This window comes from Aquimarina intermedia (assembly GCF_008124785.1).
In the GTDB taxonomy this organism is placed as follows: Bacteria; Bacteroidota; Bacteroidia; order Flavobacteriales; family Flavobacteriaceae; genus Aquimarina; species Aquimarina intermedia.
Genome location: NZ_VNHU01000005.1, coordinates 1 through 15,445 on the forward strand (window position 1 = coordinate 1; position 15,445 = coordinate 15,445).

The 15,445-nt window shown below is 36.9% G+C and carries 13 protein-coding genes, 2 tRNA genes and 1 rRNA gene; 12 read left to right on the forward strand and 4 right to left on the reverse strand.

Features of this window, described 5'->3' with window-relative positions; translation table 11 throughout:
- Window positions 1-80, forward strand: a 5S ribosomal RNA gene (rrf, locus tag BD809_RS16055); the annotation flags it as partial.
- 450 nt (window positions 81-530) lie between these two features.
- On the opposite strand, the gene BD809_RS08415 is transcribed toward rrf, so the two are convergent.
- A complete protein-coding gene (locus BD809_RS08415; protein WP_148782534.1) occupies window positions 531-1,673 on the reverse strand; it encodes an acyl-CoA dehydrogenase in 1,143 nt (380 codons plus the stop codon).
- 428 nt (window positions 1,674-2,101) lie between these two features.
- Here BD809_RS08415 and BD809_RS08420 point away from each other — a divergent pair, with 428 nt between their 5' ends.
- The 8 genes from BD809_RS08420 to BD809_RS08455 all read left to right on the forward strand — a co-directional run bounded on the left by BD809_RS08420 (window position 2,102) and on the right by BD809_RS08455 (window position 8,416).
- A complete protein-coding gene (locus tag BD809_RS08420) occupies window positions 2,102-3,328 on the forward strand; it encodes a Glu/Leu/Phe/Val dehydrogenase dimerization domain-containing protein (RefSeq protein ID WP_148782535.1) in 1,227 nt (408 codons plus the stop codon).
- Window positions 3,329-3,354: 26 nt separating this feature from the next.
- Window positions 3,355-4,827, forward strand: a complete 1,473-nt coding sequence (gene nhaB, locus BD809_RS08425; RefSeq protein ID WP_148782536.1) for a sodium/proton antiporter NhaB — start codon at window positions 3,355-3,357, stop codon at window positions 4,825-4,827.
- A 60-nt stretch (window positions 4,828-4,887) separates the two neighbouring features.
- On the forward strand, window positions 4,888-5,589 hold the full coding sequence (locus tag BD809_RS08430) for a MotA/TolQ/ExbB proton channel family protein (protein ID WP_148782537.1): 702 nt from the start codon (window positions 4,888-4,890) through the stop codon (window positions 5,587-5,589).
- Window position 5,590: 1 nt separating this feature from the next.
- A complete protein-coding gene (locus BD809_RS08435) occupies window positions 5,591-5,983 on the forward strand; it encodes an ExbD/TolR family protein (protein WP_148782538.1) in 393 nt (130 codons plus the stop codon).
- Between the two features lie 41 nt (window positions 5,984-6,024).
- Window positions 6,025-6,873: an energy transducer TonB gene (locus BD809_RS08440; RefSeq protein WP_394348847.1), complete on the forward strand. Its 849-nt coding sequence runs from the start codon at window positions 6,025-6,027 to the stop codon at window positions 6,871-6,873.
- Between the two features lie 3 nt (window positions 6,874-6,876).
- Window positions 6,877-8,103 (forward strand): bifunctional folylpolyglutamate synthase/dihydrofolate synthase, encoded by a 1,227-nt coding sequence (locus BD809_RS08445; protein ID WP_317130861.1) that lies wholly within the window; start codon window positions 6,877-6,879, stop codon window positions 8,101-8,103.
- Between the two features lie 86 nt (window positions 8,104-8,189).
- Window positions 8,190-8,264 (forward strand) — tRNA-Val (locus tag BD809_RS08450).
- 77 nt (window positions 8,265-8,341) lie between these two features.
- Window positions 8,342-8,416 (forward strand) — tRNA-Val (locus BD809_RS08455).
- A gap of 28 nt (window positions 8,417-8,444) precedes the next feature.
- On the opposite strand, the gene BD809_RS08460 is transcribed toward BD809_RS08455, so the two are convergent.
- From BD809_RS08460 to gldJ, 3 genes are all read right to left on the reverse strand, one after another.
- The gene (locus BD809_RS08460; protein ID WP_148782540.1) at window positions 8,445-8,792 is read right to left on the reverse strand and encodes a hypothetical protein; all 348 of its coding nucleotides are present in this window, start codon (window positions 8,790-8,792) and stop codon (window positions 8,445-8,447) included.
- A gap of 193 nt (window positions 8,793-8,985) precedes the next feature.
- On the reverse strand, window positions 8,986-10,275 hold the full coding sequence (locus tag BD809_RS08465) for a UDP-N-acetylmuramoyl-tripeptide--D-alanyl-D-alanine ligase (protein WP_148782541.1): 1,290 nt from the start codon (window positions 10,273-10,275) through the stop codon (window positions 8,986-8,988).
- Between the two features lie 75 nt (window positions 10,276-10,350).
- Window positions 10,351-12,024 carry a gliding motility lipoprotein GldJ gene (gene gldJ, locus BD809_RS08470; protein WP_148782542.1) on the reverse strand — a complete coding sequence of 558 codons (1,674 nt, stop codon included), beginning with the start codon at window positions 12,022-12,024 and terminating at the stop codon, window positions 10,351-10,353.
- Window positions 12,025-12,545: 521 nt separating this feature from the next.
- On the opposite strand from gldJ, the gene porV reads away from it, so the two are divergent.
- From porV to pdhA, 3 genes are all read left to right on the forward strand, one after another.
- Window positions 12,546-13,697, forward strand: a complete 1,152-nt coding sequence (gene porV / locus BD809_RS08475; RefSeq protein WP_148782543.1) for a type IX secretion system outer membrane channel protein PorV — start codon at window positions 12,546-12,548, stop codon at window positions 13,695-13,697.
- Window positions 13,698-13,796: 99 nt separating this feature from the next.
- Complete coding sequence (locus BD809_RS08480) at window positions 13,797-14,279, forward strand: cytidine deaminase (protein ID WP_148782544.1); 483 nt, start codon at window positions 13,797-13,799, stop codon at window positions 14,277-14,279.
- Between the two features lie 161 nt (window positions 14,280-14,440).
- Window positions 14,441-15,442, forward strand: coding sequence for a pyruvate dehydrogenase (acetyl-transferring) E1 component subunit alpha (gene pdhA / locus BD809_RS08485; RefSeq protein WP_148782545.1), 1,002 nt, complete (start codon window positions 14,441-14,443; stop codon window positions 15,440-15,442).
- Window positions 15,443-15,445: the final 3 nt, after the last annotated feature.

The following is a 15,445-nucleotide window of genomic DNA, read 5'->3' on the forward strand; positions in this document are numbered from 1 at the left end:
TCTTACCTTTCCGAACAGAGAAGTTAAGCCCGTTAGCGCCGATGGTACTACTACTGTGGAAGAGTAGGTCACCGCCTTTTTTGAAACCCTTCATCGTAACGATGAAGGGTTTTTTTATGCCTGAAAATGTTAGTATTACTTATTACATTGATGTAGGACACGTAGTATTTCCTTATTATTTAAGATTATCTATACGTTTTACCTGTTTAGAGTGTCGTATGTATCTCTCTGGGGTACGGCGTTGCGTAGGTAGCGTATGATTTAGTATATTAATACAGTACGCAGCGGGGTCTAGGTAAACGTGTTTTCAATATTTTATAGACCTATAATTGTGGGCTTTCCTTGTATAGAATAGCTTGAAAAGTGCTTTAATGGATTGTAATTATTTTAATACTGTAATTTCTGTCTCCTAATACTCAAAATGTCTAAAGACGATATAGTATTCTTCGAAGTCTTTTTTTTTGCGGAGATAAAAAAATCCCAAATAGCTTTAGTTATTTGGGATAGTACTTAATAAAAAGATTTGTAATTTAATCTCTCAATATGGATCTTGAGATTACTATTTTTTGGATTTCACTTGTACCTTCATAGATTTGAGTAATCTTAGCATCACGCATTAATCGCTCCACGTGATACTCCTTTACAAAACCATTACCTCCATGAACTTGGACAGCTTCTACAGCAACATCCATTGCAACTTGCGAGGCGTATAATTTGGCCATAGCTCCTGATAAATCATAATTTTCATGATTGTCTTTATCCATTGCAGCTTTCAGAACAAGCATTCTGGCAGCTTCGATAGAAGTATGCATGTCTGCTAATTTAAAAGCAATTGCCTGATGATTCATGATTTCTGTACCAAACGCTTTACGTACTTTAGAATATTCTTTAGCTAACTCGTATGCTCCTGACGCTATACCTAAAGCTTGAGCCGCAATGCCAATACGTCCGCCTGCCAATGTCTTCATAGCAAATTTGAAACCAAAACCATCTTCACCAATACGATTTTCTTTAGGTACTTTTACATCGTTAAAGATCAAGGAATGTGTATCACTTCCTCTAATGCCTAATTTATCTTCTTTAGGGCCTATTTCAAAACCTTCCCATCCTTTTTCAACAATAAAAGCATTAATACCTTTATGCTTCTTTTCTTTATCCGTTTGAGCAATTACCAGATAATAATCTGCACTTCCACCATTGGTAATCCAGTTTTTAGTTCCATTAAGAACATAATGATCTCCTTTATCAATAGCGGTAGTCTTTTGCGATGTTGCATCACTACCAGCCTCAGGTTCAGATAAGCAAAATGCACCAATCGATTCTCCTGTGGTTAGTTTTGTAAGGTACTTTTCTTTTTGAGCGTCATTACCATAAGTATCCAGACCCCAGCATACCAAAGAGTTATTTACCGATACAATAACCGAACATGAAGCATCGATCTTAGAAAGTTCTTCCATCACTAACACGTAGGATACAGTGTCCATACCGCCACCGCCATATTCTGGAGAAGCCATCATTCCTAAAAATCCTAGTTCTCCCATTTTTTTCACCTGTTCAGTGGGGAACTCTTGCTTGTTATCACGATCGATAACTCCAGGTAATAATTCTGCTTTAGCAAAATCGCGAGCTGCGTCGCGTATCATTAATTGTTCTTCGGTTAACTTAAAGTCCATATATAATTATAATTTACTATGCGTGCATAACACGCGATTTGTACTATTTGATAAAAATAAATTGCATTACGCAGGGTATTTTTATTAATCTTACAAATATAAGTTATAAAACAATAGTTTTAGTATTTATTTCATTTTTTGAAAGGATGATTTCTGCATATAATTACACAATACTTTTTGTCTCATTTATTCTGTTATTCAAGAAGTGTGAAAGTTTGTTTTAAGCAAACATTATTTTTGAAATATTTACGTATTTCCCATATTTTGTTTTTTATATTTGTGAAATTTTGAATTTTATCAAACTTCAATTAACAGTTAAATTTCTTAGTATGACACAGTGTTAACTTCCCCTAAGGGAAACTGTGAAAACTTAAAAATGAATCAGTATTGTGGGAAACAAGTTTTTTAATTGAATTGAAATCTTATTTATGAAAGAATTACTAAAGAAGTACGAAAATAAAAGTCCAGAAATAGTTTTTAATTGGAAGGATCCGGAGACTGAAGCTGAAGGATGGACGGTAATAAATTCATTAAGAGGTGGCGCTGCCGGTGGTGGAACCAGAATGCGAAAGGGGTTGGATCAAAATGAAGTTTTATCTCTTGCTAAGACTATGGAGGTGAAATTTACAGTTTCAGGCCCTAAAATTGGAGGAGCTAAGTCAGGAATTAATTTTGATCCGAATGATCCTCGTAAAACCGGTGTTTTAGAACGGTGGTATAAAGCTGTTTCTCCTTTGTTAAAAAGTTATTATGGTACTGGAGGAGATTTAAATGTTGATGAAATCCATGAGGTAATTCCAATTACAGAGAATTGTGGTGTATGGCACCCGCAAGAGGGGGTGTTTAACGGGCATTTTCAACCGTCAATTGCTGATAAAATTAACCGTATTGGTCAATTGCGTCAAGGCGTAATCAAGGTGTTAGAAAACACGATGTTTTCTCCGGATGTATCTCGTAAATTGACCGTTGCCGATATGATCACCGGGTATGGTGTGGCAGAGGCTGTTCGTCATTATTATGCAATTTATGGAGGAGACGTTAAAGGTAAACGTGCCGTTGTTCAAGGATTTGGGAATGTCGGTTCTGCAGCTGCATATTATCTCTCTGAAATGGGTGCTAAGATCGTCGGGATTATTGATCATGCAGGAGGACTTATAAAAGAAGACGGTTTTACTTTTGATGATATTAAAACACTGTACCTTAATAAGGTCGGTAATAAATTGTTTAGTGATTCACTAATTCCTTTTGAAGAGGTCAATGATAAAATTTGGGAATTACAGACTGAAATTTTTGCTCCTTGCGCTGCATCAAGACTGATAACTAAAGATCAAATTACAAAAATGATTGAGTCTGGATTAGAAGTTATTTCCTGTGGTGCCAATGTCCCTTTTGCAGATAAAGAAATATTTTTTGGACCCATTATGGAATATACAGACGAACGCGTAAGTTTGATTCCGGATTTTATATCTAACTGTGGTATGGCCAGAGTATTCTCATATTTTATGGAGCGTCGTGTACAAATGACAGATGAGGCTATTTTTATGGATACTTCTGAAACGATACGCAAAGCGATCGCTCATACCTACTCCAATAACCCAACCAGAACAAATATTAGTAAAACAGCTTTTGAGATTGCTCTTAAACAGCTGATATAAATTTAACCCAATTTAGCAAGCAAATTATGTTTAAATATTTCTTAGGAACCAGTCCGAGATGGTTCAAAATGATAATGATCGGATTTTTAATTTTCAATATATTTTCCATTTACATTTTGGGACCTACGGTCTCTGCTTGGATATTTATTGGTGAGTTTATTTTTACTTTAGCCATGGCACTCAAATGTTATCCTTTACAATCTGGAGGATTGCTGGCTATTGAGATATTGATTCTGAATCTGACTACACCAAAAAATGCATACAATGAAGTAGCACAAAACCTAGAGGTAGTTTTACTGCTGGTTTTTATGGTTGCTGGGATCTACTTCATGAAACCTCTACTAATGTATATTTTTAGTAAAGTGTTTACACGAATTAGGTCTAAACTGATCTTATCTTTATTATTTGTTTTCTTGTCGGCGGTTTTGTCTGCGTTTTTAGACGCACTAACGGTAACAGCTGTATTAATTAGTGTGGCTGTTGGTTTTTATGGTGTGTATCATAAAATTCACTCTATGCCCGATGCTGATTTTGATCATGATGGTACTTTGGATAGAAAAGAATTAAGTGGAGAAACTCTCGAGAAATTTAGAAGCTTTCTACGTAGTTTAATTATGCACGGTGTTGTTGGTACCGCTTTAGGAGGTGTTTGCACCTTGGTAGGAGAACCTCAAAATCTATTGATAGGTGAAAAAATGGGGTGGGACTTTATTCAATTTTTTCTACAAATGGCGCCAATTACGATTCCGGTATTAATTTTTGGATTACTTACGACTGTTTTGTTAGAAACGACAGGGTGGTTTGGTTTTGGCGAAAAATTACCGAGTGTAGCCAGAAGAATTATTGAGAGTTATACAGATGAAGAGGATAAGAAGCGTTCTCCTCAAGAAAAATATGGTCTAATAGTGCAGGCAGTATCTGCAATTCTGTTAATTATAGGATTAGCATTGCACCTTGCTCCGGTTGGTTTTATTGGTTTGGCATTGATTGTTGTACAAACTGCTTTTATGGGGATTACAGAAGAGCATTCTCTTGGTAAAGCCTTCGAAGAAGCGTTACCATTTACCGGTTTATTAGTTGTCTTTTTTGTAGTGGTTGCTATGATTCATGATCAACACTTATTTACACCTATTATCGATTGGGCGCTTACTTTAAAACCGGAAGATCAACCGGCTATGTTTTATGTTGCTAATGGAGTGCTATCAATGATTAGTGATAACGTTTTTGTAGCTACTGTATATATAGGTGAAGTTAAACAAGCTTTTGACAACAATGTTATTTCCAGAGAGCAGTTCGAGAAGCTGGCAATTGCAATAAATACTGGTACAAACTTACCAAGTGTTGCTACGCCCAATGGTCAGGCAGCATTTTTATTCTTACTTACTTCTTCTTTAGCACCGTTAATCGGACTATCATATGGTAAAATGGTCAAAATGGCACTTCCTTATACGATAGTACTTGGTACAGTGGGGTTATTGGGAATAATTTTTATCTTGTAACAGTATACTTAACCTATCCAATTTACGTTATTGTAGTAACCTTAAAATAACAACAACAATATGATGCATTTATTATCACTTGGTTCACTAGCCCAAATAGCCGAGGAAGTAGCTCCAGAAGCAGAAGAAAAATCACTGTCCATTATAGATTTACTACTTAGCGGTGGTACTGCTGGTGTTTTGATTATTGCAATTTTATTCGTTTTACTCTTTGTCGCAGTATATATTTATTTTGAAAGAATTTTTGCAATCAAAGCGGCTTCGAAGTATGACGAAAGCTTTATGCATCAAATTAGAGATCATGTAGCAAATGGTAAAATTGAGGCAGCCAAAATTCTATGTGCACAAACTAATAATCCTGTATCTCGTTTGACAGAAAAAGGAATATCCAGAATCGGAAGTCCTTTGGATGATATTAATACAGCTATAGAAAATGCAGGTCGCTTAGAGATCTACAAACTGGAAAAGAACGTTAGTATCCTGGCAACTGTAGCAGGAGCTGCGCCAATGATTGGTTTCCTAGGAACCGTAATTGGTATGATTTTAGCTTTCCATAACTTAGCGTCAAGTGCTGGAAGTGCGGATATGGGATCTCTGGCAGAAGGGATTTATACGGCCATGACAACTACCGTGGCAGGACTTGTGGTAGGTATTGTGGCTTATATTGGCTATAATCATTTAGTTGTACGAACTGATAAGGTAGTACACCAGATGGAGGCAACAGCTGTGGATTTCTTGGACTTATTGAACGAACCTGTATAATATGAATTTACGAGGAAGAAATAAAGTCAGTCCAGAGTTCAGTATGTCGTCAATGACAGACATTGTGTTTTTATTGTTGGTGTTTTTTTTATTGACATCTCCAACAATTACTCCGGAGGCTCTTGATTTAATTTTGCCAAAAGCCAGTGGAAAAAGCTCAAATGTTCAAAACATATCGGTGAGTATTACGAATAAATTGCAATACTATATCGACACAGAGCGGGTGAGTCAAAGTAGTTTGGAAGCTACCTTGTTAGAGCGTTTGTCGGGAACCCCTGAACCTACTATAATTCTTAGAGCTGAAGAAGGTGTGCCTATAGAAAAAGCAGTAAGCGTTATGGATATAGCAAATAGAAATAGATTTAAAGTGATCTTGGCCGTTAAGCCGGAATAAAAAGTATGTTTAATCTAGATACAAAACATAAACGAAAATCCATGATAATTACAATTGCGCTGCATATAGCAATTGTAGTATTATTATTTTATGTTAGTTTAAGTTATCTGGATCCTGCACCGGAGAATGGAATCGCAGTGAACTTTGGTACCTCAGATTTTGGTAATGGAAATGTACAATCCAAGGAGCCCATAAGATCTGCGCCTAAACCCAAAGTTGTGAGTCCTACTTCTGTAGAGAAGGAACAAAAGTCTGAGGCGTCAGAGCTGTCAGAAAAGGTAGTTACTCAGAATAATGAAACTGCCCCTGTGATAAAGGAGAAAGCAGAGGTCAAAAAGAAAGCTGAAGATAAGAAGAAAAAAACTGCTGATAAGACTATAGATTCTAAGAAGGCAGAAGTTAAGAAAGAGGTAGAAAAGCCTGTTGAAGAGAAACCTGATCCAAAACCTGATAAATCTACTTTAGATATCTTGGAAAGCTTTTCTAATGGACCTAAGACTGATGGTAAGGCAAAAGGAGGAGAGGGTAATACTATTGAGCCTGGAGATAAGGGCAGTACTGCAGGAGACCCTAATGCAAAATCGTATTATGGGACTGGTAAAGGACTTGATGGTGATGGTAATTATCGCTTAGGGGGTAGAAAAGCGCTAAATAAGGAAAAGTTTGTTCAGGATTGTAATGAGTCTGGTATTGTAGTTGTTCGTATCGATGTGGACCAGCAAGGTCGGGTAGTGCGAGCGACTCCCGGAGTTAAAGGAACAACTAATAATTCGGCTTGTCTAATGGAGCCGGCAAAAAGAGCAGCACTAGCAACCCGATTCAATAGTGATGCTAAGGCTCCTGTAAAACAAGTCGGCACGATAGTGTATCAGTTCGAAATTTCAGAATAATTAATGAGTATTCAAATAACCTACCGGGAAACATTGGATTGGATGTTTGCCCGGTTACCAATGTACCAACGTGTAGGTAAACATGCGTATAAAGCTGACCTCTCTAATACTATTGAACTGGCAAAGCATCTAGGAAATCCTCAAACTACATTTAGGAGTGTGCATGTTGCCGGAACTAATGGTAAAGGGTCTACTAGTCATATGTTAGCTTCTGTAATGCAAGAAGCTGGTTACAAGGTGGGCTTGTATACCTCGCCACATTTAAAAGACTATAGAGAGCGTATTAAGATTAATGGTGAGATGATAAGTGAGGATTTTGTCGTTGATTTTTTGAAAAGACACAAAAGTTATTTTGAAAGTAAAGCATTGTCATTTTTTGAAATGACAGTGGGTTTGGCATTTCAATACTTTTCAGATCAAAAAGTGGATATTGCAATTATAGAAACCGGACTTGGTGGTCGTTTAGACTCTACAAATATTGTAAAGCCAGAAGTTTCGATAATTACGAATATAGGGTTAGATCATACACAGTTTTTGGGAACGACGAGGCAAGCAATAGCAAAGGAGAAAGCGGGTATAATCAAACCATACACTCCTGTAGTTATAGGTATTTCTACTACAGAAACCAAAGAGGTATTTGAAACAATCGCAGGTAATAATAAAGCCCCTTTGTATTTAGCTGAAAATATTTCTACAGACATAGAAACAGATTTAAAAGGATTTTATCAAAAAGAGAATGTTCGAACGGTTGTGCAAGCTATAGCTGTCTTAAACGGGCTTGGATGGAGAATTAATCAAAAGAATGCGCGAAGTGGTCTGGCCAAGGTTGTTGAAAATACAGGCCTACTTGGTAGATGGCAGTGCTTACAGTCAAATCCCAAGGTGCTAGTGGATACGGCTCATAACTTTGATGGCTTACAAATTGTATTAGAACAACTGCTTGAAGAATCTTATGAGCACCTTCATATAGTTTTGGGCGTTGTGAGCGAAAAGAATCTTGACGAGATTTTACCCTTGTTTCCGACTGAAGCCACTTATTATTTTGTTAAACCTGACATACCACGGGGGATGGATGAAAGAAATCTGGAGAAATTTGGAAAAAAATTTAAATTAAATGGGACTACTTTTGACAGTGTTCAAATGGGCTATAAAGCTGCATTACAGGCTGCTAAAAATTCAGATTTGATTTTTGTTGGAGGAAGTACATTTACAGTGGCAGAAATAATTTGATTTTTTTTTCAAAAAGCTTTGGTAGAGTGTAAAACTGTGCTATATTTGCATCCGCAATCAGGGAATAACTGTTGCGAAAATGACAAGGGCGATTAGCTCAGTTGGTTCAGAGCACCTCGTTTACACCGAGGGGGTCGGGGGTTCGAATCCCTCATCGCCCACAATAAAACCCATACATTTGTATGGGTTTTATTTTTAGTATGATGTTTATTTTTTCTTCTAAAAAATAGCATTAAGCGGGTCATTAACTCAGTTGGTTCAGAGTGTTACCTTGACAGGGTAGAAGTCACTGGTTCGAATCCAGTATGACCCACAATACACTTCGCATTTTATTGTAATTCCTAGTTGCTTGCCGTGAGGTTTACATATTTGTAATATTGAGGTACGGTAAGTAAATTTTTTAATTCAATCTCCTGATAGTATAGGAGACTCTTTAATTTACGTGCTTTTTCGTTATATGGTAGCTCCGATTGAATGATCTTATCGGCTTCGACCGAATACTCCACAATTTTTTTTCTGAGGATGTTTGCTGTTGTATTGGTTAAATTAAGCTCATCCTGTAGTAGTTTGACGCGATTGTCTACCATCTGAATTAATAAAGTATCCTGTGATTCGGCTTTCTGTGGTTCGGTTTGAGTAAACCCAATTGCATACGCAAAAAGGCATAGCGTGATTAATAGTTCCTTCATGATAAATATTTTGTGTGACTTCGTAAAAATATTTATTATAAGGGATTTTTCTTGTTAATTAGTAGTTAACAAAGCGCTAGTAATCAAATATTTGTGTTAATACCAAGTTAACGGATAATTTTAGAATTAACGGTTGTAAGAAGTTTATGTCTTTGAAATATAAAGCGTTGTAGTTGAACAGCTTTAATGACTGTTACTCAGGATCATTCAGTAAGCTCACTATTCGCTCTAATTTCATTCCACGGGAGCCTTTAATGAGGTTTCCATTAGATAAAAGTGAGATGTTCCATTGTTCTTTAAAAGTGTCAAACGAAGGGAACTTTGTAATTTTAGGATGGTTGGTAGTAGTTTTATAGAAGTTTTGACCAATAAGTATGATTTGATCAATGTCCGTTGAGAGTAACTGTTCTACTATTTTTTCATGTTCTATAAGGCTGTATTCGCCTAATTCAAACATGTCACCAAGAAATACTGATTTAGAAGTGTAAGGCAACGTTGCAAAGTTGTTTATGGCAGCAGAGGTACTTGTTGGATTTGCATTATAAGCATCCAGAATTATCTTATGATTTTTGAACCTTACAATTTCAGAACGGTTATTTTTTGGAGTGTAAGATTCGATAGCGGTTTTTATGGTTTCAGCTGGTATATTAAAGTAGTCTGCAATTGCAATTGCGGCGGCTATATTTGTAAAATTGTAGGTGCCTATAAGATTACTGTGTATGGTTAATGCTCTAAAACATAAGGAAACCATTGGTGTTGCTTTTATAAATGAAACGGTAGTATCGGTACTATCGTTTTGAGAAAATGTAAACGTTTTATTGTTCGCTGCCGCATCTGCAAGCTTGTTGTCTTCTGTATTTAAAAACACTAAGTTGTCCGTTTTCTGCAGATAACGGTATAATTCTGTTTTACCTTGCAAAATACCTTCTAGGCTACCGAACCCTTCCAGATGTGCCTTTCCAATATTAGTAATATATCCAAAATCAGGTTTTGCTATACTGCATAAGAGTTCTATTTCCTTTACATGGTTAGCACCCATTTCAACAATGCCTATCTCGGTTTCTTTGTTCATTGACAGTAACGTGAGAGGTACTCCTATGTGATTATTGAGATTGCCTTTTGTGGCGCTGGTAGCGTAGGTTGTTTTAAGAACAGTGTTGATAAGTTCTTTTGTGGTTGTTTTGCCATTACTGCCAGTTAATGCAATGATTTTGATTTCTAAATATTCTCTGTGGTAGGTGGCTAGTTTTTGTAACGTCTCGAGCACATTGTCGACGTGTATAAACTTATTATTGCTAGGTATGTTTTGATCATCTATAACAGCGTAAAGGGCTTCTTGGTTAATAGCATGTTCGGCATACTGGTTACCGTCAAAATTATCGCCTTTGAGAGCAAAAAACAGTTGATTCGATTTTAACGTTCTGGTATCAGTACAGATGCCTGAACTCTTTAAAAAAATGGTATGTAACGCTGCAATAGTCATAGAATGATAGGGTAAAAAAAAGCCCCGTATAAAATTTATGCAGGGCTTTCAGTTGTCTTATTGATGGAATAGTAATTATCTTGGTTTACGATGTCTTGGTGTTTTTTTGTTTTTTGCTTTAGTTCCAACACGGGACATTGCATTTCTAAATCCGATATAGTCTGTGGACATGTCTTGAGGGAAGAATCTGCGTTGTGCAGGATCTAACCAATAAGCTCTGTCTTTCCAAGAACCGCCTTTGTAAACACGTACATTCTCGCCTACAATCGTGGTTCGTTTGCTAGATTCGTCATAACTTCTGTCTAGCTTAGTACTGTCTTCTGCACTTGGTCCTACTTTGTGAATCGGAGCGTTATACATTCGGCGATTAGGTGTGTTCTCATCTTGATAACCTTCATAATAACGTGAAGAACTTTTGTCACCATCTCTAAAGTTTCTATTATCACTCTGGGTGAAATTTGTTCTTAGGTAGGTTTCGTTTTCGTCAACAGGAGTTTGTAAAATACCTCCCGGTAAAACTCTTGCAACAATTTTACCGTTACTCAAGGTATCAAAGATGATTGAATCTGTAGTAACAATTTTAACTGTACCATCAGGATTTATAGCGTTTTTAGTATATACATTCCCTCTGTAGTAATTGAAATCATTATATTCATCATCTACGATAGGTCTATAGATATCCGCTACCCATTCTGCAACGTTTCCAGCCATGTCATAGAGACCGTAGTCATTAGGATCGTAAGACTTAACCGGTGCTGTAATATCCGCTCCATCATCACTCCATCCTGCGATTCCACCATAGTCACCATCACCTTGCTTAAAGTTAGCTAATTGGTCTCCACGTGTTCTTCTTTTGCCAGAACGTGTGTATTTTCCGTTCCAAGGATATTTTTTACGCCCTCTGTAGATGTTGTAACTTCTAAGTTCAACTAATCCTAAAGCAGCATACTCCCATTCTGCTTCTGTAGGAAGTCTATACTTTGGTAGCAGTAACCCATCCTTACGCTGGATATATAATCCCGTAGAATCATTACGCTGCTCGTATTTTTCTGAAGCTCTTCCTCCACGTATAGCTTCATCATTTCCACCATAGGTTTGAGATGGAGCGTTTAGATATGTTTCCGTGTCAAATGTGCTCTCTGCCGATACGTCTTCAAAAGGAGCGTTTTCTCGAATTACTTGCTCTTCTTCGAGTATGCGTTCGTTTACTCGGTTTGTTCTCCAATTACTAAATTCTACTGCCTGTATCCAGTTTACACCCACTACCGGATAATTTGCATAGGCGGGATGACGCAAGTAGTTGTTGGTCATCATTTCATTAAACCCAAGACGATTTCTCCAAACTAGCGTATCAGGAAGCGCACCGTTATAGATATTCTTATATTTAGGCTCTGTCGGAGGATACACACCTTTTAACCAGTCAAGATATTCCAGATACATGATATTGGTTACTTCGGTTTCGTCCATATAGAACGATTGAATATGCTGTTGCGTTGGAGTATTGTTCCAATCGTGCATAACATCGTCTTGAACACGGCCCATTGTAAAGGTACCCCCTTCAACAAAAACAAGTCCCGGACCTGTCTCTTGTTCTTTATAATTTGTGTTTACTTGGAATCCACCTTCTTTGGAATTGTATTTCCAGCCGGTGGCTCGAGAACTGTCACCATAATCATTTTGATTACAGCTTAACAGTAAAGTGCTAATGGTGAGTAACATTAGCGACTTAAAAATAAACGCTTTTTTCATAATCTTAAGTTCGTTAAAGTAGAAATTAGGGCTCGCAATATAATAATTACAGCTAAATTTACCCCAATTTTTTTAAATTATTATCATTTCGGTTTAAATAATTATATCTGCCCTGAGTTCTCAATAACGACAGATGTATCAGTTTATTGTGAAATGATTTGTAAATACCCATGAATTCTGAGAAGAGCGCGGAAAAGAGTTTTTTTTTGACAGTTTAAAATCATCATTTTTAAATGTTAAGATGAATGGTTCGCTATAGTAGATTTTAGTTTTTTATAAGAATGTTTAAGAATCTAACCTCGATAAAGTGTAAAATAATCCCGACTAAAAACGTTCTTTTTTCAGATTTAGCTAAAAGTTATGGCTCTTAAATACTAATACAAGGTTATTAATTAAATTTAATGGTTTTAATAAGATATCTTGAAAACAAACGTTAGGTACGTAGTGCGTTCCTTAATTTAAAAACGTTGTTCTTTTTTAGTAACGAAATAACTTTATATTTGTCTAAACTAAACTCAATTATGAAAAAAATTATCATCCTGGCTTTGGGGCTTATATCGATTTTGGGTACTAAACTACATGCGCAAGATAAGAGGGCTATAACTACCGCAGTACCATTCCTCTTAATAGCTGCTGACGCGAGGGCTGCAGGATTGGCGGACCAAGGTGTAGCAACAACTGCAGATGCTTTTTCCCAACAATGGAATCCGGCTAAATATGCTTTCATAGAGAAAAAACAAGGTGTTGGGGTTAATTATACACCTTACCTAAGTCAGTTAGTTAATGATATAGGACTTGGTAATTTGACATACTATAATCGTATTAATGATAGAAGTGCTGTTGCAGCAAGTTTTAAGTATTTTAGCTTGGGTGAAATAGAATTTAGGGAGAACCCAAACGATTTAGGGTTAATTGAGAAGCCTAATGAATTGACAGTGGATGTCTCGTATGCCTTGCGATTAAGTGATCGTTTTTCGATGGCTGTTGCCGGACGATATTTACGCTCGGATTTAAGACTTTCTAATGGGACAGAAGATATTTCTGCATCGGGTAGTTTTGGTGTCGATATTGCCGGATTTTATCAGAGTGAAGAAATTGCTTATAATTCGTTTAATGGACGCTGGAGAGCCGGAGTAAATATTTCTAATATCGGACCTAAAATAAAATACGATGATGCGGGGCAGGAAAACTTTATTCCTACTAATTTCAAATTAGGAGCTGGTTTTGACTTTCTTTTAGACGAATCCAATCGTATCACACCTTCTATAGAGATTAATAAACTGTTGGTGCCTTCACCGCAGGATTTCAATGGTGACGGAGAGATAAATGGAGGCGATAGCGAAGAGTATCAGGATATCAGTTCGTTTGGGGCTATTTTTTCTTCTTGGGGGGATGCTCCAGATGGATTTAGCGAAGAGTTAAAAGAATTAACCTGGTCTTTAGGAGCAGAATATATGTATCAGGATGTGTTTGCCTTTAGAGCGGGATACTTTAACGAAGCAGAGGAAAAAGGAGCGCGTAAATTTGTCTCTTTAGGGGCAGGTTTTAGATACACTATTGTAAATATCGATATTTCATATCTTTTCTCTACCTCTCCTGTAAAAAGTCCATTAGAAGGAACGTTGAGATTTGGATTGTCTTTTAATTTTGGGGACGAATATGTTGAAAATTAATTTTAGTAAATAAAAGTAGGTTAAAAGTATCAAGCGAACTGTTTGATACTTTTTTTCTTTGTAGTACATTGTCAGGCAATAATTTTTTAAGCATTTACATTGAAAGAGATAGAAATAAAATCCACGTTACAGGTGTATAATTCGTTAGAAGAAACCACTGACGACATTCAAGGATTAATGAAGCAAGCGATGCAAATACGGGATAAAGCGTATGCGCCTTATTCAGAATTTTTAGTCGGAGCAGCATTGCTGCTTGATAATGGGGAAGTAATACTTGGAAATAATCAGGAAAATGCATCCTATCCATCAGGTCTTTGTGCAGAACGAACAGCGATCTATTATGCGGGAGCTAATTATCCTGATGTACCCGTAGTAAAAATGGCATTATCTGCACGATCCTTAAAACATCAGCTTATTACACCAACGCCACCTTGTGGAGCATGTAGGCAAGCGATAGCTGAGTACGAAATTAAACAAAAGCAACCGATTGAAATTTATTTTATGGGTGAAACCGGCAAAGTAGTATGTTCAAATTCACTAGCGAACTTGTTGCCGTTGATTTTTGACAAATCATATCTCTAGTAAAGAGTTAATATTTATCAATAAACTCCTTTTCCCTTACAGGTGAATATATTATTTTTGCTTTTCGTGTCGTCACGAAGGATCAGGTTCGTAAAATGTATATGTTGTTTATGCGAACTGTAGATCATCTATAAATAAATAGAAATATTATTACATTCTAAATGGAAAAAATAACCAAAGAAGTTTACCTGAAGTGGTATGAAGATATGCTTTTCTGGAGAAAGTTTGAAGACAAACTAGCTCAAGTATATATCCAGCAAAAAGTAAGAGGGTTCTTGCATTTGTATAACGGTCAGGAAGCAATTTTGGCAGGCGCATTACATGCGATGGATTTGACAAAAGATCGTATGATTACGGCATATCGTAATCATGTACAGCCAATAGGAATGGGCGTTGATCCAAAACGTGTGATGGCAGAATTGTATGGTAAAGGAACCGGAACCTCTCAAGGTTTGGGTGGATCTATGCATATTTTTTCTAAAGAACATAGGTTTTACGGTGGTCATGGGATTGTTGGAGGTCAAATTCCTCTCGGAGCCGGTTTAGCATTTGCAGATAAATATCATAAAAGAGATGCAGTAACCCTTACCTTTATGGGAGATGGGGCTACTCGCCAAGGTTCTTTACATGAAACATTCAATTTAGCGATGCTATGGAAACTTCCAGTAGTTTTTTGTGTAGAAAACAATGGGTACGCTATGGGAACTTCTGTAGAGCGAACTGCTAATCATACCGATATATGGAAGCTTGGTTTGGGGTACGAGATGCCTTGCGGTCCTGTAGATGCTATGAACCCAGTGAAGGTGGCAGAAGCTATGGATGAAGCTATCGAACGAGCAAGAACAGGCGGAGGTCCAACCTTTTTAGAATTGAAAACATACCGTTATAGAGGACACTCGATGAGTGATGCTCAAAAATATAGAACGAAAGACGAAGTTGCAGAATACCAAAAAATTGATCCAATTACTCAGGTGTTGGATGTAATTAAGGAAGAGAAATATGCAACAGATGATGAGATTGCGGCGATTGACAAACGCGTAAAGGAAAATGTAGCAGCGTGTCAAAAATTCGCCGAAGATTCTCCGTTCCCAGAGAAAAACGTTATGTATGACGTTGTTTACGATCAAAAGGATTACCCGTTTTTATCACACAAACCACAATAAGAT

Excerpts from the sequence above, each read along its gene's own strand:
- porV (WP_148782543.1), top strand. The coding sequence starts at position 12,546 with ATGAAAAAAATTATCATCCTGGCTTTGGGGCTTATATCGATTTTGGGT.
- BD809_RS08435 (WP_148782538.1), top strand. The coding sequence starts at position 5,591 with ATGAATTTACGAGGAAGAAATAAAGTCAGTCCAGAGTTCAGTATGTCG.
- BD809_RS08440 (WP_394348847.1), top strand. The coding sequence starts at position 6,025 with ATGATAATTACAATTGCGCTGCATATAGCAATTGTAGTATTATTATTT.
- BD809_RS08415 (WP_148782534.1), bottom strand. The coding sequence starts at position 1,673 with ATGGACTTTAAGTTAACCGAAGAACAATTAATGATACGCGACGCAGCT.
- gldJ (WP_148782542.1), bottom strand. The coding sequence starts at position 12,024 with ATGAAAAAAGCGTTTATTTTTAAGTCGCTAATGTTACTCACCATTAGC.
- BD809_RS08460 (WP_148782540.1), bottom strand. The coding sequence starts at position 8,792 with ATGAAGGAACTATTAATCACGCTATGCCTTTTTGCGTATGCAATTGGG.
- BD809_RS08430 (WP_148782537.1), top strand. The coding sequence starts at position 4,888 with ATGATGCATTTATTATCACTTGGTTCACTAGCCCAAATAGCCGAGGAA.
- BD809_RS08465 (WP_148782541.1), bottom strand. The coding sequence starts at position 10,275 with ATGACTATTGCAGCGTTACATACCATTTTTTTAAAGAGTTCAGGCATC.
- BD809_RS08420 (WP_148782535.1), top strand. The coding sequence starts at position 2,102 with ATGAAAGAATTACTAAAGAAGTACGAAAATAAAAGTCCAGAAATAGTT.
- pdhA (WP_148782545.1), top strand. The coding sequence starts at position 14,441 with ATGGAAAAAATAACCAAAGAAGTTTACCTGAAGTGGTATGAAGATATG.
- BD809_RS08445 (WP_317130861.1), top strand. The coding sequence starts at position 6,877 with ATGAGTATTCAAATAACCTACCGGGAAACATTGGATTGGATGTTTGCC.
- nhaB (WP_148782536.1), top strand. The coding sequence starts at position 3,355 with ATGTTTAAATATTTCTTAGGAACCAGTCCGAGATGGTTCAAAATGATA.